The following is a 24,866-nucleotide window of genomic DNA, read 5'->3' as shown; positions in this document are numbered from 1 at the left end:
CCGGATAAAATTACTCTAACTCATAGAGACCTACTTTTTACTTAAAAAATTACACGCCTCTCACTTACAATTCTATGAGTCATATTTTAAAATCGATCCATATATAATTTTATGGAATAAATTGAAATACTATGAAAACTTCATATAAAAATATAAGCCTGAAAATCTTAAAAGTAACAGGAATAGTAATAGCAAGTATCTTGCTATTATTGTTTTTGATACCATTGCTATTTCCCGGAACCGTTGCTACAGAAGTAAAGAAAATCGCCAACGAACGATTAGACACTAAACTGGATTTTTCGAAATCCAGACTTTCGTTTTTTACACACTTTCCTTCCCTGACGGTTTCTCTTGATGATTTGTCAATGACAGGATCAGCGCCTTTTAGTAATGATACTTTACTGAAAGCAGAACAGGTAGCTTTTGGTATCAACCTAAAGAGATTGATTTTTGATAATGAAGTAAAAATTAATAAATTATATGTTTCTAAAGCCTTAATCAATATAATGGTCAACCAAAAAGGACAGGCCAATTATAATATTTATGTGGCTCCGGAAGATCGCGATAAAAAACCGGACGATCCCAATGCTCCGGAAGAAGGAACAGCTATTCGTTTAGAACGAATTGATCTTGAAGATTGTCATGTAAAATACAACGATCGTTCTGCCAAAATCCTGGTCGATGCAAAAGGTTTTAATTATGTTGGAAAAGGAAATTTGAGCGAAGATATTTTTGATTTGAATACTGATGCCCGAATTGATAATGTAGATTTCTATTACGACCGTACCGCTTATCTTAGAAAAAAAGAAGTTCGTGCCGATTTGATTACCCGAATTAATACACATGCACTTTCGTTTATTCTTCAAAAAAATGAATTACGAATCAATAAATTACCACTTAAATTTACTGGTTTGTTTACTATTTTAAGAGATGGATATAAAATTAATATCAAAGCAGCATCTGAAAATACTACCCTAAAAGATTTATTTTCCGTAATGCCTCCGGAATATTTAACCTGGATGAATGAAACCGAAATCTCAGGCAATAGTGATTTACTTTTTACTTTTAGAGGAAATTATAATGTTGCTAAAAAACAAAAACCGGATTTAGCTTTTAATTTAAAAATCGACAAAGGCGCAATCAATTACCAGAATGCTCCTGCCCCACTTACCGATTTTCAGATGAATCTAAATGCTGTTTTACCTTCATTAGATATCGAAAAATTACTGATTAATCTCGATACTTTTAAATTTAAAGTTGGCGAAAAAGACTACTTCAACGCTTATTTACGCAGCAAAGGATTTAACGAAATGACGGTTGATGCAAGCGTAAAAGGGGCATTAGATTTAGCCACAGTTGATGCTGCAATAGGTTTAAGCAGTATTGATCTAAAAGGAACTTTAAAAACAAACATTCAGGCCAAAGGAGTTTTTAGTACTTCGAAAAAATTATTCCCTAAAACAATTGGCGGAATTTCATTGCGGAATGGCTGGCTCAAAACCGACTCGTATCCTAATCCTATAAAAGACATCACTTTTGTAGCCAATGTGCTCAACAAAGCCGGAACATTTCAGGATTTGATTGTAGCTGTTGCTCCCGCATCATTTGTTTTTGAAGGAAACCCAATGTATGTCAATGCTACCTTATCAGATTTTAGCGATCTGGCCTATAATGCAAAAATAAAAGGAGAGCTAAATGTTGGGCGAATTTATCAGGTTTTCTCTCAAAAAGGACTTGATGTTACGGGTTATGCAAAAGCAGATCTTTCGCTGAAAGGGAAACAAAGTTATGCCACAAAAGGGCAATATGATAAACTGGATAACAGAGGAACTATTATTTTAAAAAACATTAAAGCTACATCAGAACTTTTCCCAAAAGCCTTTTTTATCAAACAAGGAAACTTCCGTTTTCAGAATGAGAAAATGTGGTTTGAAAAATTTGATGCTTTTTACGGAAAATCAGATTTTGCCATAAACGGATATTTACTCAATACCATTAATTACTTTCTGGAATCGCACGGAACATTGAGCGGAGATTTTAAAATGAAATCGAAACTGATTAATGTTGATGAATTTATGGCGCTTAAAAAAGGTGAAAACACAGATCGTAACCTTGAAGTAGAATATGCCAAAGAAGATCATCCAAAAATGAGCGGAGTCGTTATTGTTCCCAAAAACTTAAACGTCGCCCTTACTGCTGATGCGGATAAAGTAGAATATAATGGTTTGGTTTTAAACAAACTTCTTGGTAAAGTAGGAATAACAAAAAATGGTTTTTATTTAGAAAATGCCAATTTTAACATTATAGACTGTTTAGTAGGTATTAATGCGACATACAAAGACGAATCGCCAACATCTGCCCATTTTGATGCTCATTTTACTGCCAAAGATTTTAGTGTTCAAAGAGCTTACAAAGAAATTCCGATGTTTCATGATATGGTAACTGCGGCTGAAAAAGCACAGGGAATTATTTCTGTAGACTATAAAGTAAAAGGCGATTTAGACGGAAATATGAGTCCAATTTATGCTTCTCTTGAAGGTGGCGGAAAATTGAATTTGCGAGATGTAAAAGTCAAAGGATTAAAATTATTTGACGGCATTAGTTCGCAAACCGGACAAAAAGGTTTGGACGATCCTAATTTGAAAGGAATCGAAATCAACTCGACTATCGATAATAATTTAATTCATATTGAAGATTTCACCTTTAAAGTCGCCGGTTTTAGACCTACTATAAAAGGAACGACAAGTTTCGACGGGCTTTTAGATTTACGTATGCGATTAGGCTTACCTCCTTTTGGTATCATCGGATTTCCTATTGTTATTACCGGAACACATCAGGAACCTAAAATTAAAATTTTTAGTAAAACAGGCCAAAAAATTTATGATGCTGTTTATGATGAAAAACACAACAAAGTGATTCGGAAAGAAAAAGTAAGTAAACGTAAAAGTTAGATTCAAATGAAAACAAAAAAATCAAAAGGCAGTGGTGCTTTCGAAAAATTTGCCACGAATGTTTCTAAAGCTGCCGGAAGCACCACAGCTTTTATAGGTGCTTTTTTAATTGTAGTCGCATGGGCAGTTTCAGGTCCTATTTTTAATTATTCAGAAACCTGGCAGTTGGTTATCAATACCGGAACAACAATTATAACCTTTTTGATGGTTTTCCTTATCCAGAAAGCCCAAAATAAAGATTCACTTGCCATTCAACTGAAATTGAACGAATTGGTTGCTTCAAATGAATATTCCAGCAACAGTTTGGTCGATATTGAAAGTATGACCGAAGAAGAGATGATGATTGTTCAGAAATACTATCACAAACTTAGTGAACTGGCCAAAAAAGATGAAAGCATCAGAAGTTCGCATTCTATTGCAGAAGCCTCTGAACAACACGAACGCAAAGATAAAAACAGAACAAAATTACGTACCCGAAATATAACCAAAAAATGAAACTACGTTCCTCTGAAACTTTCTGGCCCTTAAAAAGTGCCATGAAATACAGTTATCCGTCTATAGATTCAGATCATACTACTGAAATTTTAATTATTGGCGGAGGAATTACCGGAGCATTAATCGCTTACAAGCTAATCTCCGAAGGCAAAAAAGTAATATTAGTCGATCGCCGCGACGTCGCGAACGGAAGCACGGCCGCAAGTACTGCATTACTTCAATATGAAATCGATGTTCCGCTGCATGAACTCATAAAAATTAGAGGAACAGAATGCGCTGTCGACAGTTATAGCAATGGAAAAAAAGCCATTTTTGATCTGCGCGCTATCATAGATACTATAAAAAGTGAGTGTCAGTTCCAGTTTAAGAAAAGCATTTATTACTGTTCTCTAAAAAAAGACATTCCGTTTTTAAAAAACGAATTCAAATGCCGAAAAGAACACGGTTTTGATGTAAACTGGCTTGAGCGATGGGATCTTGAAAAAATGGGCTTAAATGCCGTTGCAGCGATAGAATCTAAAACTGCAGCTGTTATGGATCCTTATAAACTTGCAAATGATTTACTGCATTACTGCAAGAAAAAGGGAATGCTGATTTACGATCGTACTAATATAACCTCGATCCAGCATCAAAAAGCAAAATCTATTGCCCATACCGAAAATAAATTTACAATCACCGCAGAACATATTATTCATTGCAGTGGTTACGAAAGCACCGAAACACTAGCTGAAAAAGTAGTCGACTTAAAAAGTACGTTTGTAATAGCTTCAGAAAATTTAGAAGTTTTGCCAACCGCGTTTAAAAATGCCATTTTTTGGGATACCTCTTCCCCATACTTGTATTTTAGAGTAACAACAGACAACAGAATTATTATGGGCGGTGGCGATGAAGAATATAAAGATGCCAAAAAACGCGATAAACTATTGCCTAAAAAAGAGCAGTATCTCCTAAGGCATTTTAAGAAAAAATTCCCGAAAATCGATTTTAAAATTGATTATTCCTGGGCGGGAACTTTTGGAGAAACTAAAGATGGCTTACCCTATTTCGGCAAACCGGACCCAAACAAAAACGAACACTACGTTCTGGGCTTTGGAGGAAACGGAATCACCTTTAGCGTAATAGGCATGAATTCTATTATGGATTCTATTAATAATAAAAAGAATCAGGATTTAGAGTATTATAGGTTTGGGCGTTGAGGAAAGATTCTAAGTTACTGAGTTGCTAAGGTTCTAAGTTTTTTTAGTTGTGAGATTCTAAGCCAAAGATTTTTTGTAGAGACGCACAGCAGTGCGTCTACACAATGTGTAGGTAATATACTGTACACAAAATCTTCAACTAAATATGTTGCTGTAAATAGATAATTCCTACGGAATTTCTTCAAAGGCATTCCGTAGGAACAAAATATATTGTAAGGTTGGACTTAATGTATTGTTTCGTATATCTCACGTTAGACGCACTGCTGTGCGTCTCTACAAAATCGTTCTCAAAAAACCTTTGCTCCTTTGTCCCTTTGAACCTCACTAAAGAACCAACTCCATCTGAATATTACAACGTTTATAAGGTGTTGCTAAACCGTATACTTTCTGGAAACCTAATTTGTAATACAAGTTTATTGCAGGTTTTAAGATGGTGTTGCTTTCCAGATATATTTTACTTGCTCCCAGTTCTCTGGCGGTATTTACGATTGACTGACCTAATAAAAAGCCAATGTTTTTTCCCTGGGCCTTTGGCGAAACTGCCATTTTTGCCATTTCAAAATCATAATTGGAATCTTTCATTTTAATAAGCGCGCAAACTCCTACGGGTTCATTGCGATATAAAGCCACAAGGATTTTCCCGCCTTTGTTTAAGATATATTCCTCAGGATTATCCAGAGCTTTATAATCGGCTTCTTCCATTTCGAAGTAAGTCGAAATCCACTCTATGTTTAAGGATTTGAAAGCTTCAAGATATTGAGGTTCGAATGCTACAATTTGCACATCCTGGCTTTCGCGCTTTTTCTTTGCTTCGTTTACTCTTTTAAACAAGCTTTTTTGCTCCAGTAAAAACTCCCATTCTTCAAGAGCTGCCCAAAGGTTGTGCGTTGATTCTGTTATTAAGCTGTCAACTGCTGCTTCGACATCTTTTAATTGAAGTTTTAATTCTTTTGAAAATTCCCATCCTTGCGCTGTAAGACCCACAATATTTCTACGCTTATCACTACTTTTCAGGCTTTCTTCTACCAATCCTGCGGTGATCATTTCCTGAATAATTTTACTTACTGAGGGTTGCGAATGACCAATTTCGTTGGCGATTTCTGTAATGGTTATTTCCCTGTCGTCCATTAGAGTATAAAACACCGGGAACCATTTTGGCATAAAAGTCATACCATAAGCTTCATATATTTTGGCAGCATCATCTGTTATAATTGCTGTCATTAAACGTAAACGACTTCCTAGAGCCACTTTACCTACTTTGTCGAAAAATTCCATATATAATTAATTACATAACCAGTTATACAAATGTATTGTTTTTTTTTTAAGATCCTAAGATTCTAAGGGACTAAGATTCTAAGTTTCTTAACTTAAAATAAATATCTAATGAAAATGAGTGCCATAGCCCTGATAGAAGCGGTATCCTTTTTCTGGCTTCTTTAGCCAGGAAAAGATACAAGTGGATAGCAGGAAATAGCTCCTGAAAAAGATGATGGACATAAAAAAAGACGTACCTGATGTACGTCTTACTATATAGTATCATTTTTTGCAAATAAAAAACTTAGAATCTTAGTCCCCTAGAACCTTAGCAACTTTTTAGTTAAGCTGTTATAGCCAACGGATTCAAATTGAATTTATATTCTTTTGGACTGCAATTGAATTTTTGTTTGAATATTTTTGAGAAATAGCTTCTGCTGGTAAAACCAATGCAATAAACGATTTCGGATATATTAAGATCAGAAGTTCTGATTAAAATTTCGGCTTTTAGAACGCGCATGTGGGTAATATAATCGTTTACCGTTCTGTTGTGTATCAGTTTAAAACCTTCCTGTAATTTATTTGGCGAAAGACCTGATTTTTTGCTTAAGGATTTAATGGTAAAAGCTTCTTCCGGATTGGCTCTGATGGCTTCAGAAAGTTCTTTGATTTCCTCCATTTCACGTAAGGTAAGGCAATTTGTATCTTTAGAATTCATACATAAATCATCTGTATGCTGCTGAATTTCCATTGCCAGGATGATGCGCAGAATTCCTTCTTTTAGAAGATTTCTAACAATTCCGGTTTGTGTAATGGCATTCAATTGTTCTATTTTTTCAGCAATCTTCAGGTTATAAGAACCTACGTAAAAGAAATCCTGAACGGCCTCAGTTTCAAAGAAAGTCTCTTTTACTTTCTGATTCAGAGAGTTAGTTGGGTCTTGGTGCAAAACCTGAGTTCCTACTATTATTAAGGTAAATTTTGTTTTTTTATCTTTTTCGAAAAACAGTACATTATCCTGATTTTTCTTTGAGGTAACTATCGCGGTCTGAAATGTTTTAAATTTTCGTTCCTCGCCGGTACTGCCAAAACTATGCGACAAACTTCCTTTAGAGCAATATGCAAAATAAACCGGTGATTCTATAGGATTTACAACATCCATTCGAACATCTGCAGCAAAAGTCATATCGAACTGAACGTATGAAATATTATCATTAAAAGAGGCGCCAATTATAGTACCTTTTGCAAAACTATTGTTCGTTTCGAGCGTGTATTCGTCTAAATCAAAAGTTACTTTACCGCCGAAGTTTGTATGTAATTCTTCAAAAATATTTTGAATTTTTTCTGTGTTTATAGTAACTATTTTCATTTTGCAGGGATTTTAATTCAACATCATTTTATATAGATTTACAAAAAAAGAAAGTCCGTTTTGTGGTATTGGATTTCTAAAAATCTACGATTCAAAGTTCGCTCACAAGTCAGCCAACAATGTTATATAATTTTTCTAAATTGTTTTATAATTACTTAGGGATGATGTTTTTAACAGTAATATTTTTTACCTTTCTGCTACAATAGTATACTATATATGAAAAGTTTTTCTTTTGCCCCTATCGCCAATAATGATGCTAATGTTTTGATTTTAGGCACAATGCCCGGAACAAAATCATTAGAACTCAACCAGTATTATGGCCATAACCAAAATAATTTCTGGAAATTTATTTTCGCGATTTTTAAGGAAGACTTCTCGAATGATTACGAAATAAAAAAAGCACTTTTGCAAAAAAACAAAATTGCGCTATGGGATGTTTTGCAGTTTTGCGACAGAGTTGGAAGTTTAGACAGCGCTATAAAAAATGAAATTGCAAATGATTTCGAAACGTTTTTAGGACAGCATCCCAACATCAAAACCATATTATTCAACGGACAAAAAGCAGCCGCTTTCTTTAAAAAATATGTTCATTTAAAGAAAGACTATCAGCTCATTACTTTACCTTCTACAAGCCCGGCAAATGCAAGCCAAAGTTATCAGTCTAAATTAGATCAATGGAAAATTATAAGTTCACTATAATCAGAAAAGAATAAAATTCAAGGCAAATAAAATAACCATTCAACTGCAAAAGTTGAAATAATATAACATTTACATTTTAAAATATAACAGCTTTTTTTCACCTCCTGACTAATTTTACCAAACAAATAAAAGCCATTGAAAAAGAGAATGCAGCGTGAGGCTTTTTTTAAATATAGATACTACTAAGAGAACTTTGAAAAAAGTTTAATTATAAAGAGAACATTGGTTATGTTAGTTTATTTTTGGAAAAAAAGCTATTCTATTTTTTAGGGTAGCTTTTGTTTTTTAATATCACACCATAAACGAAATAATTATGAAAATTCAGACTTATTACAACCATATTCGGTTCTACACACCGCATCATTTTGTTTACTACCCTATTCTTATGATCTTTTTGGCAGCAAGTATTTACTTTGCTTTTACCACAAACGACACCTTAATTTGGTCTTTTATCAGCGTTGTTTTTGTCTTTTTATTTTGTCTTGCTTTTATGTTACGACAGCATTATGCCCTAATTCTTCAAAACCGAATCGTACGTCTCGAACTTCGGTACCGTTATTTTACCCTTACCGGAAAAAGATTTGAGGAAATCGAATACAAACTAACCGATGATCAAATTTTCGGGCTTCGTTTTGCTCCCGATGACGAACTATTGCCTCTTATAGAAGATGCGCTAAAAAACAACCTCAGCGGTGATGCCATAAAAAAAGCCATCGTACACTGGAAAGCCGATTATAACAGGGTTTAATTACAAAAATCAATGGCAATGGCAAAAATCAATGTCAAAATAAAGATATATTTCACAAATTTAAAAACTCATTTTGACGCTATTTATACTGTTTTTCTTTTATAATTAAACAAAATATAAATCAAGAAACCAATCAGCCAAGCGCCTAAAACTACGCCAAAAAAGATTTCGATAATAGAAGGATGAAGATATTTAGGTTCATAGAATAATCGCTCCAGAGTATTGAATTTGTCTGTTAGCGCCTTTCTGTCATAATTATTTCTAATCGCATTAAGAGGTTCATTATCATGATTTTGATAAAACCGAACGTCTTTGGCCAGATCTTTTGGTACTATACTGGTTTCGATTTTGTATTTTCTTAAAAGCGTATCCAGTTGCTTAAAATTATATAGCAACGAATCTTCTTTAATTTTATAAAGCAGCTTATATCTTTTTACCGCAGCATCATATTGTTGTTGCTCGATAGCAATACCATTTACAGGTTTGTACAAAGCTTTATTTTTTATAAATATGCAAATATCCTCATCATAGTCAGGATTTACGCGCATACCTTTATAAATAATTTCGGTACTGTCTTTTATCACATTTTTACTGATGATACGATCCAAAAGTTCTTTTTTACCAAAACCAATACTATCCAAAATCGTACTTGTTGCAGACGAAACTTTATCTAAATCCGTCGTTAACATCTTCAAAGTATCAATACTATAATAATTCGTTTCGGTAATATAATTATCGTTCTGAATCATCACACTGTCAACCACCTCAATTACCGGATAAGGTTTTGGGTATAATACATTTACCGGATTAAATAATTTATCTGAACTATAAGAAGTATAATTATACAAAAACGGACGTAAAACATTCAGTAAAGTTTTGTCTTTATTAAGTTTCGTTTCAGACAATTCCGTTCTCATTTTAGCGTTCATTCCAAAACTATAACTAACAAAAAATGAAAAACTAAAGAAGGAAATCAGCAGCAACAATCCCCCAATTTTAAGCAGATTTACAAAAGAATAATTTTGTTTCGAATGGTTTTTCAGCAAAAAAATCAAGAAGAAAAGTAAAAACAAACCCGTTATAAAAAACTGCGAAATAGAGACATCATCATAAAACTTAAACCTGTAAAACTCGGTATAGATATCGATATTCCCAATTCCTTCAAACTTAAAATAGCCATACAAAAAATAGCCCAAATGAATCAATAATAGTACTACGAAAGACTTTACAAGGTATTGTTTTAATTTTTTATCCATAATTGTTTTCAGATTTACTCTCAAATATAACCTAAATCAATTACAATGGCAATGTCAAAAATCAATTACAATCGAAAATAAGATAGAATCCAAAATTTAAAAAAAAATATTTTCATTGATACTCTTTTTGATGTTGAGTTTTGAAATTGATATTGATATTGATATTGATATTGATATTGATATTGATATTGATATTGATATTGATATTGAATCAGGGCGTGCCACCATCCCGATAAGAGGGCAAATTTACTTTGCGCTTATACGCCCTCTTATCAGGATGCTGTCGGGCTATCCGTGCTACTGCGGTAGCATTCTCCTATCCCTCACGCAGCTCCAGTTTTCATAAGATATTTTCCTAAACATTGCCATTCTAAGAACAAAGGCTTCTAAAGAAACAGTAAATAATTTTTCATATCATAAATACTAACAAAGTTCAACAAACCCATAATCTACTGATATCCAGATCAACTTTACAAAATTAGAAGATCTAAAATGAAAAATGAATGATTTTTTTTGTTAACTTTAAATGTTAAAATTTTATCAATAAATCTAAAAAATAAGTCTCATGAAAAAATTATTTTATTTTTTGATAGTTTCCCTTTCCTTTTCTACAATTCAGGCTCAGACTACTGCCGAAATACCAGTAGAAAATTCTCTTACAATTTTACAGAACAATGCTTCAGAAGACTTTCAGGATTATGATGCTGCAGATTTACCATGGCACGATAGACGTTTTAAAGTAACTGCCGGAGCTTTTTTTCCTATCAATAATACTGAAATCGAAGTTGGAACAAATAACGGAAACAGAGGTACGAAAATAGATCTTGAAGACGATTTAGGATTTTCGAAATCAAGTGTTTCCTTTATGGCAACTTTTGACTGGCGCATTTCAAAAAGATCCAGATTAGGTTTTGAATATTTCTCTTTAGACAGAAATTCTACCAAAACGCTCCAAAAAGACATCACTTTTGGTGAACACACCTATAGCATAAATACAAGTGTAACGGCCTTTTTTGATGTTCAGATTGCGAGAATTGCTTACGGTTACGCCTTTTTGGCAAAGCCAAAATATCAGGCCGGTTTATTAATTGGGGCCCACGTACTTTTTACAGATTTGGGTTTACGCGTTAATGCCAATCAGGCGAGTTTAGAATATAGAGATAGTTTTAATTTTACCGCTCCACTACCAGACATAGGGATTTGGGGTGATTTTGTATTAGCAAAACGCTTTGGCTTATACGTCAATGCCAATTATCTCGCCTTAAAAATTGATGATATCGATGGCCGAATTATCAGCTACAATCTTTCTCTTTTATATAATGTACACAAAAACTTCAGCCTTACCGCAGGATACACAGGTCTGAACTTTAAGGTTGATGCCATAGAACAAAGACTCAACGGATTTTTGAAATGGGGATACAACGGACCAACTTTAGCCGCGGCTTATACATTTGGTGGGCATATTCATTATAATCATTAAAAGATTTAAAATTTTAGGATTAGACAAAATTCAAAATCTTCAAATAAAATCCGCGTTTATCCGCGTTTTCGCGAAGCGAATCAGTATAATCCGTGTGCCATTGCAGACAAAGTAATCGCAAATCAACCCCAATCTTGTCATCCTTGACGGAGGAAGGATCACACTAGTTAATCGACATAGATTGGCGATTCTGTTTGTGGAGTTTCTAGCGGAGATCCCTCGTTCAGGATGACAAGATTGCGTTTAGTACATTATAAAAAATCCGTTTTTATCCGCGTTTTCGCAAAGCGAATCAGTATAATCCGTGTGCCATTCCAGCCAAAGTAATCGAAAAACAACCACAATCTTGTCATCCTGACGGAGGAAGGAACACACTAGTTAACGACATAGATTGGTAACATTCTTTTCGGAGTTTCTAGCGGAGATCCCTCGTTCCTCGGGATGACAAGATTGCGTTTAGTGCATTATAAAAAAAGCCGTGTTTATCCGCGTTTTCGCAAAGCGAATCAGTATAATCCGTGTGCAATTCCAGACAAAGTAATCGCAAATCAACCCCAATCTTGTCATCCTTGACGGAGGAAGGATCACACTAGTTAATCGACATAGATTGGTAACATTCTTTGCGGAGTTTCTAGCGGAGATCCCTCGTTCCTCGGGATGACAATATTGCGTTTGGTGCATTATAAAAAATCCGCGTTTATCCGCGTTTTCGCAAAGCGAATCAGTATAATCCGTGTCTCATTTTAGGCGAAGTAGCCACAAAATTACCCCATAGTTTGTCATCCCGAGGAACGAGGGATCTCCATAAGCAACTCTTCAAAGATTGGAAATTTTGATTGCGGAGTTTCTTGCGGAGATCCCTCGTTCCTCGGGATGACAAGATTGCGCATAATCTGTTAATAAACAAAAATAACAAACCCGATATCTTTTTCAAGACATCGGGTTCATTGCGCAAACTTACACTCAAACTTAAACTTAACTCAAAAATAAAACTTACTAACTTATTTTTCTATTGGAGTAAATTTTATAGCTGTTCCTCCTCCAGCTGCCAACTTAAGATCTAATACTGTTTTATTGTTTACTTTTTGTTTTGAAATTGTCACAGGATACGGATTTGTTTTATAATTTGCTCCTGCTCCATCTGCATAAACTTCGGCTTCGTATTCTTTTCCGGCATCCAAAAATGATAAATTTACTTTTAGGTTTCTCGCAAAACTATTGGTTATAGCGCCTAAGTACCAGTTTTTCTCGTCCCAGTCTTTTCTGGCAATGGTGGTATATTCTCCTATTTTAGAGTCTAATACTTTGGTATCAGACCACGTGCAGGGAACATCTTTTATAAACTGAAATTCCGGTTTTCCTTCGTAGTTTTCCGGTAAATCTGATGCCATTTGCAACGGACTGAAAATAATAACATACAAGGCCAACTGGTTTGCCAAAGTCGTTTGTACTCTTGCTCCGGAAGGTGTTTTATAATCAAAATTGAAATTCCCCGGCGTATAATCAAACGGACCTGAAAGCATTCTTGTAAAAGGCAAAGTCGTAAGATGTTCCGGTGTATTTCCTCCATCTACAGACCATGCGTTGTATTCCTGTCCTCTTCCGCCTTCTTGCGTCATAAAATTTGGGTAGGTACGCTGCAATCCCGTTCCTTTTATAGGTTCGTGATTGTCGATCATGATATGATATTTAGCCGCAGTTTCCATTACCTTTCTATAATGACGTGCTCCATACTGGCTGTCGTGCCATTCTTTTTTATCCAGATATTTATTTACGTAACCCGTTTTTACGGTATTTACGCCCATTTTCTGATACAATTTAAAAGCATCTTCTAATTGGCTTTCGTAATGTTTTGTGGCTCCCGCCGTTTCGTGATGTCCTATTAAACGAACATTTTTGATGGCGGCATATTTTGTAATTTCTTCCAGATTAAAATCAGGATAGGCTTTTACAAAACTAAAAGAAGAGCCATCGGCAGTCCAGTCGCCGTCCCAGCCTTCGTTCCAGCCTTCTACCAGAACTCCGTCCAGATTGTTTTTCGCAGCAAAATCAATGTATTCTTTTGTATTTTTAGTCGTTGCACCATGTTTGGGTCCTTGTCCCCAGGTGAATTTTTCTAAATGCATTCCCCACCAAATCCCAATATATTTTGAAGGCGTAATCCAGGAAAGGTCTTCAATTTTTGAAGGATCATTTAAATTCAGCATAATCGTCGATGTGGCTACTTCACCCGGAGTTTTTCCTACTACAATAGTTCTCCATGGTGTTCTAAAAGGCGTTTCGGCATATACTTTTACACCATTGGCCCACGGCACTAATTCGCTTTTGTATTGTTTATCATTTGTTTTAAGTAACGTCATTGAGGCAAAATCGGTTAGGTTGGCTTCGTGAATCGCCACAAATAATTTTTCTTTGGTTTCTAAAGTTGCCGGTGTATTGATCGTATCGGTTTTACTAACAGCGGTTTTACGGTAGGTGCTTTCGTAATAGCTGTTTTCGCGATGCACCGGAATCCACCAAACATCATTATCTGATTTAAAAGTGAATTGCGTGATTTCGTTTGAAATTTCTACTTTCCCTAAATTAGGCTGTTTTGGAAATTCATATCTAAAACCAACTCCATCATCAAAAACCCTGAAAACAATATCAACCAGACGTTCTTCTCCTTTTGATTCTTTCAAATGCACAATCAATTCGTTGTGGTGATCTCTCACTTTTTTGAATTCGCCCCAAGGCTGTTCCCAGGTTTCATCAGCTGCTTTTTCTTCGGTGGAAACCACTTCAAAACCCTCTGTCATTTTTTGGATTCCATTAAATTCAAATCCTAATAAAGAAGGTTCTATAACAGATTTTCCGTTTGATGTTAAACTATATTGCGGCTGACCTGAAGGCGTTAATTCAAAAACCAATTCGGTATTTTTTCCCGGAGAACTTATTTTGTATGTTTTTTTAGTACTGCAGGCAACGATCAACATTGATGCTAAAGCGATTAGACAGTATCTATATTTTATGTTTTTCATTATTTAATTGTATTAATTACAACTCTTTATTTAATTTCGTTTAGTAACTGTTTTGCTTTTGCTGGCTGCATAGAAACAAAATAATTAAAAGCCTGATCTAATTTTTTCTGGGCATCGGCATTGCCTTTCTTTTCTAATCTCTGATTATACATTTTACTGATTTCAGGAAAAACAGTCTCGGTACTTTTTACGCCCGCAAATGCTTTTACTTTTTCGATATACGTATAACCAAATTCTACTGTTGGTTCGAACATTGTTCCTTCTCCAAAGTCATTCCATGTAATTAATTGCAGGTAATTTAAATTTGCATTTTTAGCCAGAGAAAGTGTTTCATCAAGAGTTGCTCCGTTGTTGTGTTCTATTGTCCATCCAATTGCAGCTCCGCCACCACCTTCGGCATAAAAATCTTTAAAACCAGGATACGCGCTTCCCATTGCAACATTCAATTTTGGTTTGTTATTGGTATAAAAATTACTGAGATACGTGTTGTTTTTATATACCCACGCATATTCTCCCGAGGCATTATCTCCGGCATCTACAGATTCGTTCCAGAGCGTTAAAAAAGTAGGTTTTGTGGTCAGAACATTAAAAACGTTCGTCCATTCGGCTGGTGTTTGTAATACGATTGGGCCAAAATTAAGCAGTAATGGTTTCCCGTTTATTTTGATGTAATTTTTATCATCAAAATAGTTTTTCTCCATATAAGATAAATCGGTTTTGGCGGCACTTGTAACCGAAATTGCTTTTCCGGCGTTGACAACATTTGGCAAAAATCGGTCTTCGTAAACAATGGCATATTCTAGTCCAACTTTGTCCAGCATCGCGATAAGCTGTTCTGTATTTTCTTTTACCATTCGATAATCGTTTACATCAAAAGTGCCGTACCAATCGATCAAAACACCATCGATTCCTGAATATTTCATCAATAATAAATGATTTTCGATCACATTTTTATCGCCTGAATGATAAGGGCCAATGAGTGGATAATAGTACGACGCAATGTCCCTGCGATTGTTTGCGCCAATGTTGTTTGGATTTTTGTTGGCCATTGTCCAGTGATATCCCCATTTTTTATCGGCACTACTTTCATTGGTTTCAAACCAAGGCATATAATGAACATAAATTTTGGTGCTATTTGTTTTTTCAATCGCAACAGGTTCAAATGTTTCCGGTTCTGTAGGTGTATCAGAATTTTTATCATCGCTGCTGCAACCCGCGGCGACTAAAACATTCATGATCCCAAAAAACAATAATGTGATAGCTCTTTTCATATTGATGTATTATTTGTTTTTATTTTTTTGCCACTGAATTTTCTCACGCAGATTTGGCAGATTGAGCTGATTTTTTTTGCCACAGATTAAAAGATTATCACAGATTTTTTAATCATTTTAATTTGAAAATCTTTGGCTAAAATTATTTCACGCAGATTTAAATTGATTTAAGCAGATTTTGCAGATGATTTTATTTTTTTAATCAAAATTAAATCTGCTTTAATCTTCAGAATCTGCATGAAACAAAAATCATTTTAATCTTGTAATCTGTGGCTAAAATTATTTCACGCAGATTTAAAATGATTTAAGCAGATTTTGCAGATGATTTTATTTTTTTAATCAAAATTAAATATGCTTTAATCTTCAGAATCTGCATGAAACAAAAATCATTTTAATCTTGTAATCTGTGGCTAAAATTATTTCACGCAGATTTAAAATGATTTAAGCAGATTTTGCAGATGATTTTTTTTTAATCAAAATTAAATCTGCTTTAATCTGTAAAATCTGCGTGAAACAAAAATCATTTTAATCTTGTAATCTGTGGCTAAAATTATTTTTAAAATATGTCAGCCTTCCACGACTAACCAACACGGAAGACTGACATTCAATAACCTAGTTTACAGGATACCCAGGATTTTGTACCAGATTTTTATTTGTTGTTAGCACTGTACTTGGAATTGGGAAGATCGCTCTGTATTTCTCCGTTGGTCCTTTTTCCCACCATGAATCGAAGAATGTTCCAAAACGGATGTTATCTGTTCTTCTTCTTCCTTCAAAAGTAAATTCCTTAAGCAATTCTTTGTCTATAAAAGCAAGATCTATTACGGTAGGCATTTCTTCTCCGGCACGTGCTGTAATTTGCTGTACAAAAGGTTTTGCCAAATCTGCCGCTCCTAAACGTACGTAGCATTCCGCTTGCATCATTAAAATCTCAGCATAACGAATTAAAACTAAATCATGATCACGTTCCCATTGTTCACCGGCTTTCATTTCGTATTTTCCTAAACGAACTCCCTGGTTTTCTTTGGCATCAGCCACACTTGTAATTTCTTCTGTATAAGTTAAAGGTTCTCCGTTATCCATAGTAATTACAGAACCTGTAGCTACACTAATCTGATCTCCTGCCACCATACATTTTCTTCTTTTGTCTGTAGCAGTAAAAGCAGAATAAACTCCCGGTTGTGCACACATTCCGTTGGCACTCCACGGATAATCATTTCCTGAGGCAGAAATGGTTAGTTTATGTAAATAATGAAGAGACATTGAGTTCATATAATTTCCTACTGTTCCTGCTTTTTGATCGTAAGGAATAGCGAAAATAATCTCTGGTGATTTTTCATTTTCTGTCGCAAAATTGGCAAAAAAATCAGGCGCTAAAGTATATCCAGTTACTTTTTGACACATATCAATACAATCCTGCCAACGCGGTGTACCAATAAAAGCTTCTGAATTTAGGTACAATCTTGCTAATAATGAATACGCTACATTTTTTGTTAATTTAGAATACACCACATTTGAAGTTAAATGCGGAATTGCGTCCAGCAATTCTTTTTCTACAAAATCATATACTTGTTTTCTGGTAGAATTTGATGGCAAAGAGGTATCTTCAAAATTTACTACAATTGGCACATTCCCAAACAAATCCAAAAGGTTATAGTAATAATACGCTCTTAAAGATTTTAATTCGGCATAAATTGGCGCTTTTGCCGCAGCTGTCAAAGATGATTTATCTACCTGATAAATAATCGAATTGATTTTTGCAATTCCGGTGTAGTTGTAACGCCATGCTGATAAAATCATACGGTTATCTGTTTTCCAGGTATGTCTTTGTGCATCCTGATATTGCCCGCCATCGTACCAGTTGGTTCCTCTGGTAGGAATGGTAGCTTCATCTGAAACGGTCTCATTCAAAAAGAATACGTACTCACTTGTTGGGTAATTGGTTGAGATACCATCAGAGAATCCTCGCAAAGAAGAATAGGCTCCTCCTACTAATGCATCAACTTCTTTTGGAGTTTGTCCAAAATTCCCGTCTTCTACTCTATCATATAAATCTTCATTTAAATCTGTACATGATATCGTAAAAAGCATACTTACTAATAATAATGCTGTTATTTTGACTTTCATTTTTTATATTTTTGAGTTATTCGCTTAATTATTCAGCGTAAAATTTAATCCAACAGAAATCGTAGTTGGTCGGGGATAATTATTGTATCTGTCAATTCCTGGAGCTGCTAAGCCGGTTAAATCCATTACTCCGGTTTGATTGATACCGTCTTGCGCATTTAATCCAATTTCAGGATCTACACCTTTGTATTTTGTAAATACGGCAAGGTTTTCTCCCATAAGATAAATTCTAAGTTTTGAACTTTTGTATTTTAATGGCAAAGTATATCCTACTGAAACCGTTTGAAGTCTAAAGAAAGAAGCATCTTCGATCCAGTAATCTGAATATTTAGGAGCTGATGTGATACCGCTATTCAGGAAATCATCCGGAACATTAAAAGTGGGTAATCTGTTAGGATCGTTCAGCATCATGTTGGTTGCGTTTAATGCTTTTTGACCAAACATTCCGTATCCTGTAACACCCAAATCAAAATTTCCGTAAGTAAAGTTCATTCCGATACCCATTGTTAAATCAGGCTGAATATTTCCTAAATCTCTTTTATCAGCATCTACCAGAGCACTTTCTGCCACTACACTTCCCGCTGCATTATAGTACTGAATTTTACCATCTGCATCAAGACCCGCATTTTTGAATCCCCAGAACGTTCCAACAGGATATCCCTCGGCAATAATTTGAGAATATTGTCCTGACATACCTGCTAATCCGTGAAGAGATCCGCTGTAAATAACATCTGTTTTATAAGTAGGATTCGATAACTTTTCGATTTTTTGAACGTTATGTCCTAAAGTTAAATTGGCATTCCATGAAAATTTATCTCCTTTTACGATATCTGCATTCAATGTAAGCTCCACTCCTTTATTAGACATTTCACCAACGTTAGCCAGCATTGTTCCTACTAAATAAGGAGGCTGAGGCACTTCGTAAGTATAAAGCAAATCGTCTGTGTTTTTTGAATAATATTCGAATGAACCTGTAATTCTGTTGAATAAACTAAAATCAACACCAATATTCAATTGTCTTGTTGATTCCCATTTTAAATCAGGATTTGGATTTTGTTTTGGCGAATAAGCCAAACTCCATCTTCCTGTAGTGGGATCGTAATAACTGTCGTTACCCACTCCTAAAATCGAAAGCGATTTGTACTCTCCAATTCCGTCCTGATTACCGGTAACTCCGTAACCTACTCTAAATTTAAGAGTGTCTAACCAACCTTTTGTTGAACTCATAAATTCCTCGCTCGAAACTTTCCAGGCTACAGATGCAGATGGAAAAGTTCCCCATTTATTGTTTTCTCCAAAACGGCTTGAACCATCACGTCTTACGGTACCGGTTAGCAAATATTTTCCGTCATAAGAATAGTTGGCGCGGGCATAAAACGAAACTAAATTCGATTTTCCTTTATATGAATACACATCGCCCAAACGATAATTGTAACCTGCACCAAGATTATTATAACTAAAAGCATCTGTAACAAAACCACTACGCTGTGCACCAAAACCTTCGTAAATATTCTCTAAGTAAGAATATCCGGCAAGAGCTCCAATAGTGTGTTTATCGATTACTTTATTATAATTTACATAAAGTTCTCCTTGCGCATTGGCGTATTCAGCATATGTTTTTTGAGCATATCCTTTTTCATCTATTCCCTCCATAATGGCATAAGATGGCTTGTATGTACTGCCTTTTACTGCATTATGTTCGTATGAAATATTGGCTACAGCCAGAAAATCTTTTAAAAATTTCACTTCGGTTTTAAAATAACCCAGCAATCTGTGTCTTTCGTTATCTACTGTTCTGTTGGTTAAAATTTCAACAGGATTTTGGTAGATATTTCCACTTACAGCAGAGAATTCTCCGTTAGCATCATAAACCGGAATGGTTGGATTTAAATTATAAGCACGCTCAAAAATTCTGTAATCCATTGGGTGCCATTTATCAACATTGGCAAATAAACCCATGTCGAATTTTACGTCTTTATTATCTCCAAGATATTGGTAAGCGTTAATATTTCCGCTTAATCTTTCAAGACCCGTTTTTTTGATAACTCCTTCGTTGTTTAAGTACGAAAGTGAAGTTCTAAAACCGCTATCAGCTTTACCCGAATTAATACTCAAAGTATGCGATTGCGAAATAGCGGTCTGCTGAATTGCTTTTTGCCAGTTTGTATTTCCGCCATAATCAACAGCATCATTGTTTCCTGTACTGCGCACGTAACCTCTCCATTGATTGGCTGATAAAAGATCTAAATTATCTGTTACATAACCCACACTTGATAATCCGCTGTAGGTTACAGAAACTCCTTTTGTACCTGATTTTGTTGTAATGATTATCACACCGTTTGCTCCTCTTGATCCGTAGATGGCTGTCGCCGAAGCATCTTTAAGAACGTCTACTGATTTAATATCCGATGGCTGAACGATATTGATATCAACACCGGCAATACCATCAACTACAATAAGCGGACTGTTGCTTGCTGTAAGTGAAGTTCCTCCACGTAAACGTATTGTAGAACCTGCAGCAGGATCTCCAGAAGGACGAATGATATTTAATCCCGCCACTTTTCCCTGTAAAACCTGTTCTGTAGAAGAAATTGTTCCTTTTACCAAATCATCTGCTTTTACACTCGAAATGGCTCCGGTTAAATCTGATTTCTTTTGTGTTCCGTATCCCACAGAAACTACCTGAACTTCTGCAAGCTGATAACCATCATTTTGCAAACGAACATCGATGTTTGATTTTGTTGCCGCTGTAATCTGAACCTTTTGGTTTGTAGATCCAATAAATGAAACTTCGATCGAACCTCCTACGGCTACCGTAAGGACAAATTTTCCGTCAAAATCTGTAGTAGTTGCATTTCTGGTTCCAACCTCAATTACCGTTGCTCCCGGCAATACACTTCCTGTATTATCATAAACGGTACCTGATACCTGCTTTTTTTCCTGCGCAAACATTCCTGCCGAAAGAAAAAGCATGAAAATCATGAATACCACATTTTTAGTAGTCCACATTTGATGCAGGACTATTTTTTTATTTTTACTATTCATATGTAGTTATTTATTGTTTTTTATCGGTCAATTCGCATATCCACTATTAGTTATTATGACCAATTTTGGGTGATGCTCATTTCATTAGAATTGACATTAATTTGATAGTGACTTATTTGTCTAAAGTTTTAAGTGGAATCGTTGTATCCGAAATTGTTTTGTCTTTGTTGTCTTTTACCACAACATGTATTTCACTTAAATTAGGAACATCTTTTAGTTCTGAAACCAAATTCACAAATCCTTTTATCTCAGCCGTTCCTCCGGTAAACTCGCCCGAAATTATTTTGCTTCCGGCTGTAATCGTGTAGATTAATTTGTTTACGCCCGATTCGTTATTTTTTCTCGACATTCCAAGAAAATCTTTTTGACTAATTTGTAAAGGGAAAAATCCAAAAACCGGTGCTGGTGGCGGTACAAAAGCGCCAGCATATAAAACCTGATCCGGAGTTGTTCCTGCCCAATTGTCTTTTACCATCAGGAAAACCATATTTTCCATCACGAAATCGTCCGGAGCATTGTAATAATCTTTTGGAACTAAATCCATTTTATAAAAACCGTTTCCTAAGTCTTTCAATTTTGTTTTTTCGGCAATTTCCGGTTTCGATGCTTCATACATTTGCTGAATAGTCCAGTCGTTAAGTCCGCTATGCATATGTACGCTTGTCGCACCTGCAAATCCCGGAGCCAGATTGGCATTAAACAAAATACTAACTCCTTTATCGATTGTTGGTTTTGTTGGGTAAGCTCTGATCAGCTCATTCGCCGTATAAAATGAAGAGAAATCCGTGTATGGCATATTCGCCACTTCACTTTGTTTCGATCCGTTTTTGTTTTTTATACGAAGCCAGAATCCTGCACTGGCAGCGATATCGGCCGGGGTTTTAGAAAAATATTCTGTTGGAGTTAAAGTAATACTCCAAATTTTGTCTTTTACATGTGTAAGTTTAGCAAAGTCTGATGAGTTTTCCCAATTTCCTGAATCAGGCTCTGATGGCGACCAAATCCATAAATATAGTGCTTCATTTTCAGCAAATGTAGTTCCTGAAAGATCAAAAAACCACGTCACTTTTTCATCATATTTGTATACTACAGGAAATGATGTCATACTCCCTACAGCTCCGGTTGTTTCTTGTGCCTGCACAAAATTAGGAGCGATTAATAAGGCAAGTAAAATTGTATATATAAATTTTTTCATATTACTTTTTAATTAATAGCAGTTAATTTAAACACATAGGAAATAAACACACTTCCGCCGGAAACACGTGCTAACTGAATTTCCATCTCTCCGTTTTTACCCGGAACCGATGATAATCGAAGTTCATCTGTTTTTTGAGTTTTTTGAGCATCACTGTACAAATAAATTTTGACAGGATTACCCGGATTTGTTGGCTGAAAATCTGAACTTAACTGCCAGTATCCTTTTGGAGCAAATAAAGGAGGCACATCTCCTGTAACTTCGTAACTTGTTGGATTGTTCTTTTCATCTACATTAAACTTGATTTTAAAATCTTCGTAGTTGAAATAGGTACTCAAGTTTTCTTCGCTTGGCTCGATCTTATTTGCCTTTGCAAATTCATCGACCATTTTCAAATTTGTCAATCCCCAGTTTCCATTTACTTTCTCATAAATGGTAATCGGATCAACGTAGCTTCCGTCTTCTGTGTTATCACAGCCAATGGCAAATAAACACATAAAAACAGCTAACCAGTAAATACTTTTACATCTCATAAATTTTGGTTTTTGTTAGTTTTTTTATCCCTTTAAAAGGACAGTACGAAACTAGAGGTTAAATAAATCTAAAAAAAAACATCTGTGAAAAATCAAGATATAATTCAGTAATTTTAAACTCTAATTAATTGAAAATCAATAAACTATAACGTTTTCGTAAATTAAAAAATCAAGGTTCTGTTGAGATGAAAAACGCAAATAAACTATGGTAAAAATGACAATAACTAAATTAAAACAGATTTTTTTTTCACTATACATATATTTAATTCCTTTTTATTGTATAATTGCAAGTTATTAGAGTACTTTTAACATTCTAAACCCGGTTTCACACGATAATCACTTCCTTTTTCTTATATATATTACAAAAGAAGCTACCCAATTTTAAAAGTTGCTAATCATCAGCTCTTAAACTATTTTTGAATTAAAAACGAATTAACTCAAGCCGAACTAAATTTTTTCTTACCTCCTAAACCAAACCAAAAACATGCGAAGAATAGTAATTCTATATTTTTTACTTGCAGGTTTTTCTCTCTCTGCGAAAGAGACAAATCCTGTTCTGGAAGAATTAGATAAAGTACTCCTTAAAAAGGAAATCTACTTAAAACAGAAGTATCGTAAAATAGAAACTCTAAAGAAAAACGTCTCTAAGTTTACTCTGAGCCAAAACAACGAGCAGCTTTATAATAATTATATGCTGCTGTTTGAAGAATATAAATCTTTCAAATACGACTCGGCTTATTATTATTTAGAACAAGCCAAGATCAAAGCCATTGTGCTTAAAGAACCTATCTATTTAGCCAAAAGCCGAATAAAAGAAGGCTTTGTATTGCTTTCCTCCGGTCTCTTTAAAGAAGCTATTGATACACTTAATGTTATCGACGATAAAAAACTCGATCAAAGAAATAAGTTCGAATTTTATTCGATCAAAGCCCGCGCCTATTATGATTTAGCAGATTATAATAAAGATCAGCGCTTCAATATCCATTATGTACAGCAAGGAAATCATTTCCTGAAGAAGGCGTTAGAATTAATAGGAACCAACACAAACGAATATTGGGCTGCAGAGAGTTTAAAACGCTTGAAACAGCAAGACTGGCGTGGCGCTGAATTTGCGTTTAGCTACTGGATCAACAATTACCAATTACCATCTGATTATTACGGAATTGCAACTTCAAGTCTCGGTTATATTTATTCTGAAAGAGGATATACCAAAAAGGCGATTTATTATCTGGCACTTGCCGCTATTGCTGATGTCAAAAATGCTACGAAAGAAACTGTGGCGTTAAGAAATTTGGCCAATGAGCTCTTTAAAATGGGGTATCTGGACAAAGCCAATGAGTACATCAACATTGCTATGGATGATGCGACTTTTTACAATGCCAGACATCGTAAAATCGAAATTTCGTCGATATTGCCTATTATCGAAAAAGCACAATTAAACAATGTAAAAGAGAAAAACGATAAACTCGAAAGGATTATTATGCTGCTAACGATTCTTACGGTAATTATTATTTTGTTTTCGATTATCATTTTTAAACAATTAAAAGAAAGAAATAAAGCCAGAAAAATAATGGCTTCGTCATACGCGCAGCTTCAGGAAATGAATATTAGTCTGAGTGAAGCCAATGCTATTAAAGAAGAATATATTACGTATTTTATTAAAGCGACTTCGGCCTTTATCAATAAAATAGATCACATTCAGAAAAGTACCCTTCATAAAATCATTACCAAGAAAACAGATGAAGTTATTGCGAGTTTAAAGCGTTATAATGTAAAGGAAGAACGCGAGAATCTTTTTCATCAATTTGACGAAATCTTCCTGAAGTTATTCCCAACTTTTGTAACCGATTTTAATCATTTATTTCCCAACGATCATAAATGCGTGGTAAAAAAAGGAGAACTTTTAAACACCGAATTGCGCATTTTCGCTTTGTACCGCTTAGGCATTCAGGACAGTAACCAAATGGCAGAATTCCTGGAACTTTCTGTAGCTACCATTTATACGTACAAAACAAGAATCAAAAGCAAATCAGATTTTAAAGATACTTTTGAAGAGAAGATTATGGCGATAAAAACTATCTAAGTTGCTAAGGGGCTAAGATGCTAAGGGACTAAGTTTTTACACAATCTTGTCATCCTATGTTTGTACTATAGAAGGATTAATGTTTTTAGTAAATTTATGTTGAGATTTTTCAACAGAAGAAAGGGAAAGATAAAAACTAAAACT

At 34.9% G+C, this 24,866-nt stretch carries 17 protein-coding genes; 8 read left to right on the top strand and 9 right to left on the bottom strand.

Annotated features, from left to right (window positions below):
• Window positions 1-131 precede the first annotated feature (131 nt).
• The 3 genes from ACIDC4_RS23640 to ACIDC4_RS23630 are packed head-to-tail and all read left to right on the top strand — an operon-like array spanning window position 132 to window position 4,642.
• Window positions 132-2,951: an AsmA family protein gene (locus tag ACIDC4_RS23640; RefSeq protein ID WP_412045543.1), complete on the top strand. Its 2,820-nt coding sequence runs from the start codon at window positions 132-134 to the stop codon at window positions 2,949-2,951.
• A 6-nt stretch (window positions 2,952-2,957) separates the two neighbouring features.
• Window positions 2,958-3,446 (top strand): low affinity iron permease family protein, encoded by a 489-nt coding sequence (locus tag ACIDC4_RS23635; protein WP_412045544.1) that lies wholly within the window; start codon window positions 2,958-2,960, stop codon window positions 3,444-3,446.
• The gene (locus ACIDC4_RS23630) at window positions 3,443-4,642 is read left to right on the top strand and encodes an NAD(P)/FAD-dependent oxidoreductase (protein WP_412045545.1); all 1,200 of its coding nucleotides are present in this window, start codon (window positions 3,443-3,445) and stop codon (window positions 4,640-4,642) included. The genes ACIDC4_RS23635 and ACIDC4_RS23630 overlap by 4 nt, the downstream gene beginning before the upstream one ends.
• Window positions 4,643-4,966: 324 nt before the next feature.
• On the opposite strand, the gene ACIDC4_RS23625 is transcribed toward ACIDC4_RS23630, so the two are convergent.
• Complete coding sequence (locus tag ACIDC4_RS23625; protein WP_412045546.1) at window positions 4,967-5,917, bottom strand: bifunctional helix-turn-helix transcriptional regulator/GNAT family N-acetyltransferase; 951 nt, start codon at window positions 5,915-5,917, stop codon at window positions 4,967-4,969.
• Between the two features lie 322 nt (window positions 5,918-6,239).
• Window positions 6,240-7,265 (bottom strand): helix-turn-helix domain-containing protein, encoded by a 1,026-nt coding sequence (locus ACIDC4_RS23620; protein WP_412045547.1) that lies wholly within the window; start codon window positions 7,263-7,265, stop codon window positions 6,240-6,242.
• A gap of 216 nt (window positions 7,266-7,481) precedes the next feature.
• Between ACIDC4_RS23620 and ACIDC4_RS23615 the strand changes: the two genes are divergently transcribed.
• Entirely contained in the window at window positions 7,482-7,964 is a 483-nt protein-coding gene (locus tag ACIDC4_RS23615; RefSeq protein ID WP_412045548.1) for a DNA-deoxyinosine glycosylase, read from the top strand.
• A 313-nt stretch (window positions 7,965-8,277) separates the two neighbouring features.
• Window positions 8,278-8,712 (top strand): DUF6526 family protein, encoded by a 435-nt coding sequence (locus ACIDC4_RS23610; protein WP_412045549.1) that lies wholly within the window; start codon window positions 8,278-8,280, stop codon window positions 8,710-8,712.
• An 83-nt stretch (window positions 8,713-8,795) separates the two neighbouring features.
• Here the strand turns inward: ACIDC4_RS23610 and ACIDC4_RS23605 are convergent, their stop codons facing one another.
• Window positions 8,796-9,968 carry a hypothetical protein gene (locus ACIDC4_RS23605; protein WP_412045550.1) on the bottom strand — a complete coding sequence of 391 codons (1,173 nt, stop codon included), beginning with the start codon at window positions 9,966-9,968 and terminating at the stop codon, window positions 8,796-8,798.
• Between the two features lie 115 nt (window positions 9,969-10,083).
• Here ACIDC4_RS23605 and ACIDC4_RS23600 point away from each other — a divergent pair, with 115 nt between their 5' ends.
• Both ACIDC4_RS23600 and ACIDC4_RS23595 read left to right on the top strand, forming a co-directional pair.
• A complete protein-coding gene (locus tag ACIDC4_RS23600; protein ID WP_412045551.1) occupies window positions 10,084-10,314 on the top strand; it encodes a hypothetical protein in 231 nt (76 codons plus the stop codon).
• 219 nt (window positions 10,315-10,533) lie between these two features.
• The gene (locus ACIDC4_RS23595) at window positions 10,534-11,448 is read left to right on the top strand and encodes a hypothetical protein (protein WP_412045552.1); all 915 of its coding nucleotides are present in this window, start codon (window positions 10,534-10,536) and stop codon (window positions 11,446-11,448) included.
• A 1,001-nt stretch (window positions 11,449-12,449) separates the two neighbouring features.
• Here the strand turns inward: ACIDC4_RS23595 and ACIDC4_RS23590 are convergent.
• From ACIDC4_RS23590 to ACIDC4_RS23565, 6 genes are all read right to left on the bottom strand, one after another.
• Window positions 12,450-14,468: a glycoside hydrolase family 97 protein gene (locus ACIDC4_RS23590; RefSeq protein ID WP_412045553.1), complete on the bottom strand. Its 2,019-nt coding sequence runs from the start codon at window positions 14,466-14,468 to the stop codon at window positions 12,450-12,452.
• A 26-nt stretch (window positions 14,469-14,494) separates the two neighbouring features.
• Window positions 14,495-15,739, bottom strand: coding sequence for a glycoside hydrolase family 99 protein (locus tag ACIDC4_RS23585; RefSeq protein ID WP_412045554.1), 1,245 nt, complete (start codon window positions 15,737-15,739; stop codon window positions 14,495-14,497).
• A 612-nt stretch (window positions 15,740-16,351) separates the two neighbouring features.
• A complete protein-coding gene (locus ACIDC4_RS23580; RefSeq protein WP_412045686.1) occupies window positions 16,352-17,866 on the bottom strand; it encodes a RagB/SusD family nutrient uptake outer membrane protein in 1,515 nt (504 codons plus the stop codon).
• Window positions 17,867-17,890: 24 nt separating this feature from the next.
• On the bottom strand, window positions 17,891-20,911 hold the full coding sequence (locus ACIDC4_RS23575; protein WP_412045687.1) for a SusC/RagA family TonB-linked outer membrane protein: 3,021 nt from the start codon (window positions 20,909-20,911) through the stop codon (window positions 17,891-17,893).
• A gap of 112 nt (window positions 20,912-21,023) precedes the next feature.
• Window positions 21,024-22,106 (bottom strand): hypothetical protein, encoded by a 1,083-nt coding sequence (locus tag ACIDC4_RS23570; protein ID WP_412045688.1) that lies wholly within the window; start codon window positions 22,104-22,106, stop codon window positions 21,024-21,026.
• Between the two features lie 8 nt (window positions 22,107-22,114).
• Window positions 22,115-22,639 (bottom strand): DUF5004 domain-containing protein, encoded by a 525-nt coding sequence (locus ACIDC4_RS23565; RefSeq protein WP_065449095.1) that lies wholly within the window; start codon window positions 22,637-22,639, stop codon window positions 22,115-22,117.
• 484 nt (window positions 22,640-23,123) lie between these two features.
• On the opposite strand from ACIDC4_RS23565, the gene susR reads away from it, so the two are divergent.
• Window positions 23,124-24,722, top strand: coding sequence for a SusR family glycan utilization regulator (gene susR, locus ACIDC4_RS23560; protein WP_412045689.1), 1,599 nt, complete (start codon window positions 23,124-23,126; stop codon window positions 24,720-24,722).
• Window positions 24,723-24,866: the final 144 nt, after the last annotated feature.

The sequence above is a fragment of the Flavobacterium sp. C3NV genome (genome assembly GCF_046825355.2).
Classification (GTDB): domain Bacteria; phylum Bacteroidota; class Bacteroidia; order Flavobacteriales; family Flavobacteriaceae; genus Flavobacterium.
This window is presented reverse-complemented; position numbering and strand designations above follow the sequence as displayed.

Coding starts and splice junctions, on each gene's coding strand:
- ACIDC4_RS23635 (WP_412045544.1), top strand. CDS start 2,958: ATGAAAACAAAAAAATCAAAAGGCAGTGGTGCTTTCGAAAAATTTGCC.
- ACIDC4_RS23570 (WP_412045688.1), bottom strand. CDS start 22,106: ATGAAAAAATTTATATATACAATTTTACTTGCCTTATTAATCGCTCCT.
- ACIDC4_RS23595 (WP_412045552.1), top strand. CDS start 10,534: ATGAAAAAATTATTTTATTTTTTGATAGTTTCCCTTTCCTTTTCTACA.
- ACIDC4_RS23615 (WP_412045548.1), top strand. CDS start 7,482: ATGAAAAGTTTTTCTTTTGCCCCTATCGCCAATAATGATGCTAATGTT.
- susR (WP_412045689.1), top strand. CDS start 23,124: ATGCGAAGAATAGTAATTCTATATTTTTTACTTGCAGGTTTTTCTCTC.
- ACIDC4_RS23590 (WP_412045553.1), bottom strand. CDS start 14,468: ATGAAAAACATAAAATATAGATACTGTCTAATCGCTTTAGCATCAATG.
- ACIDC4_RS23620 (WP_412045547.1), bottom strand. CDS start 7,265: ATGAAAATAGTTACTATAAACACAGAAAAAATTCAAAATATTTTTGAA.
- ACIDC4_RS23585 (WP_412045554.1), bottom strand. CDS start 15,739: ATGAAAAGAGCTATCACATTATTGTTTTTTGGGATCATGAATGTTTTA.
- ACIDC4_RS23580 (WP_412045686.1), bottom strand. CDS start 17,866: ATGAAAGTCAAAATAACAGCATTATTATTAGTAAGTATGCTTTTTACG.
- ACIDC4_RS23605 (WP_412045550.1), bottom strand. CDS start 9,968: ATGGATAAAAAATTAAAACAATACCTTGTAAAGTCTTTCGTAGTACTA.
- ACIDC4_RS23625 (WP_412045546.1), bottom strand. CDS start 5,917: ATGGAATTTTTCGACAAAGTAGGTAAAGTGGCTCTAGGAAGTCGTTTA.
- ACIDC4_RS23640 (WP_412045543.1), top strand. CDS start 132: ATGAAAACTTCATATAAAAATATAAGCCTGAAAATCTTAAAAGTAACA.
- ACIDC4_RS23610 (WP_412045549.1), top strand. CDS start 8,278: ATGAAAATTCAGACTTATTACAACCATATTCGGTTCTACACACCGCAT.
- ACIDC4_RS23565 (WP_065449095.1), bottom strand. CDS start 22,639: ATGAGATGTAAAAGTATTTACTGGTTAGCTGTTTTTATGTGTTTATTT.
- ACIDC4_RS23630 (WP_412045545.1), top strand. CDS start 3,443: ATGAAACTACGTTCCTCTGAAACTTTCTGGCCCTTAAAAAGTGCCATG.
- ACIDC4_RS23575 (WP_412045687.1), bottom strand. CDS start 20,911: ATGAATAGTAAAAATAAAAAAATAGTCCTGCATCAAATGTGGACTACT.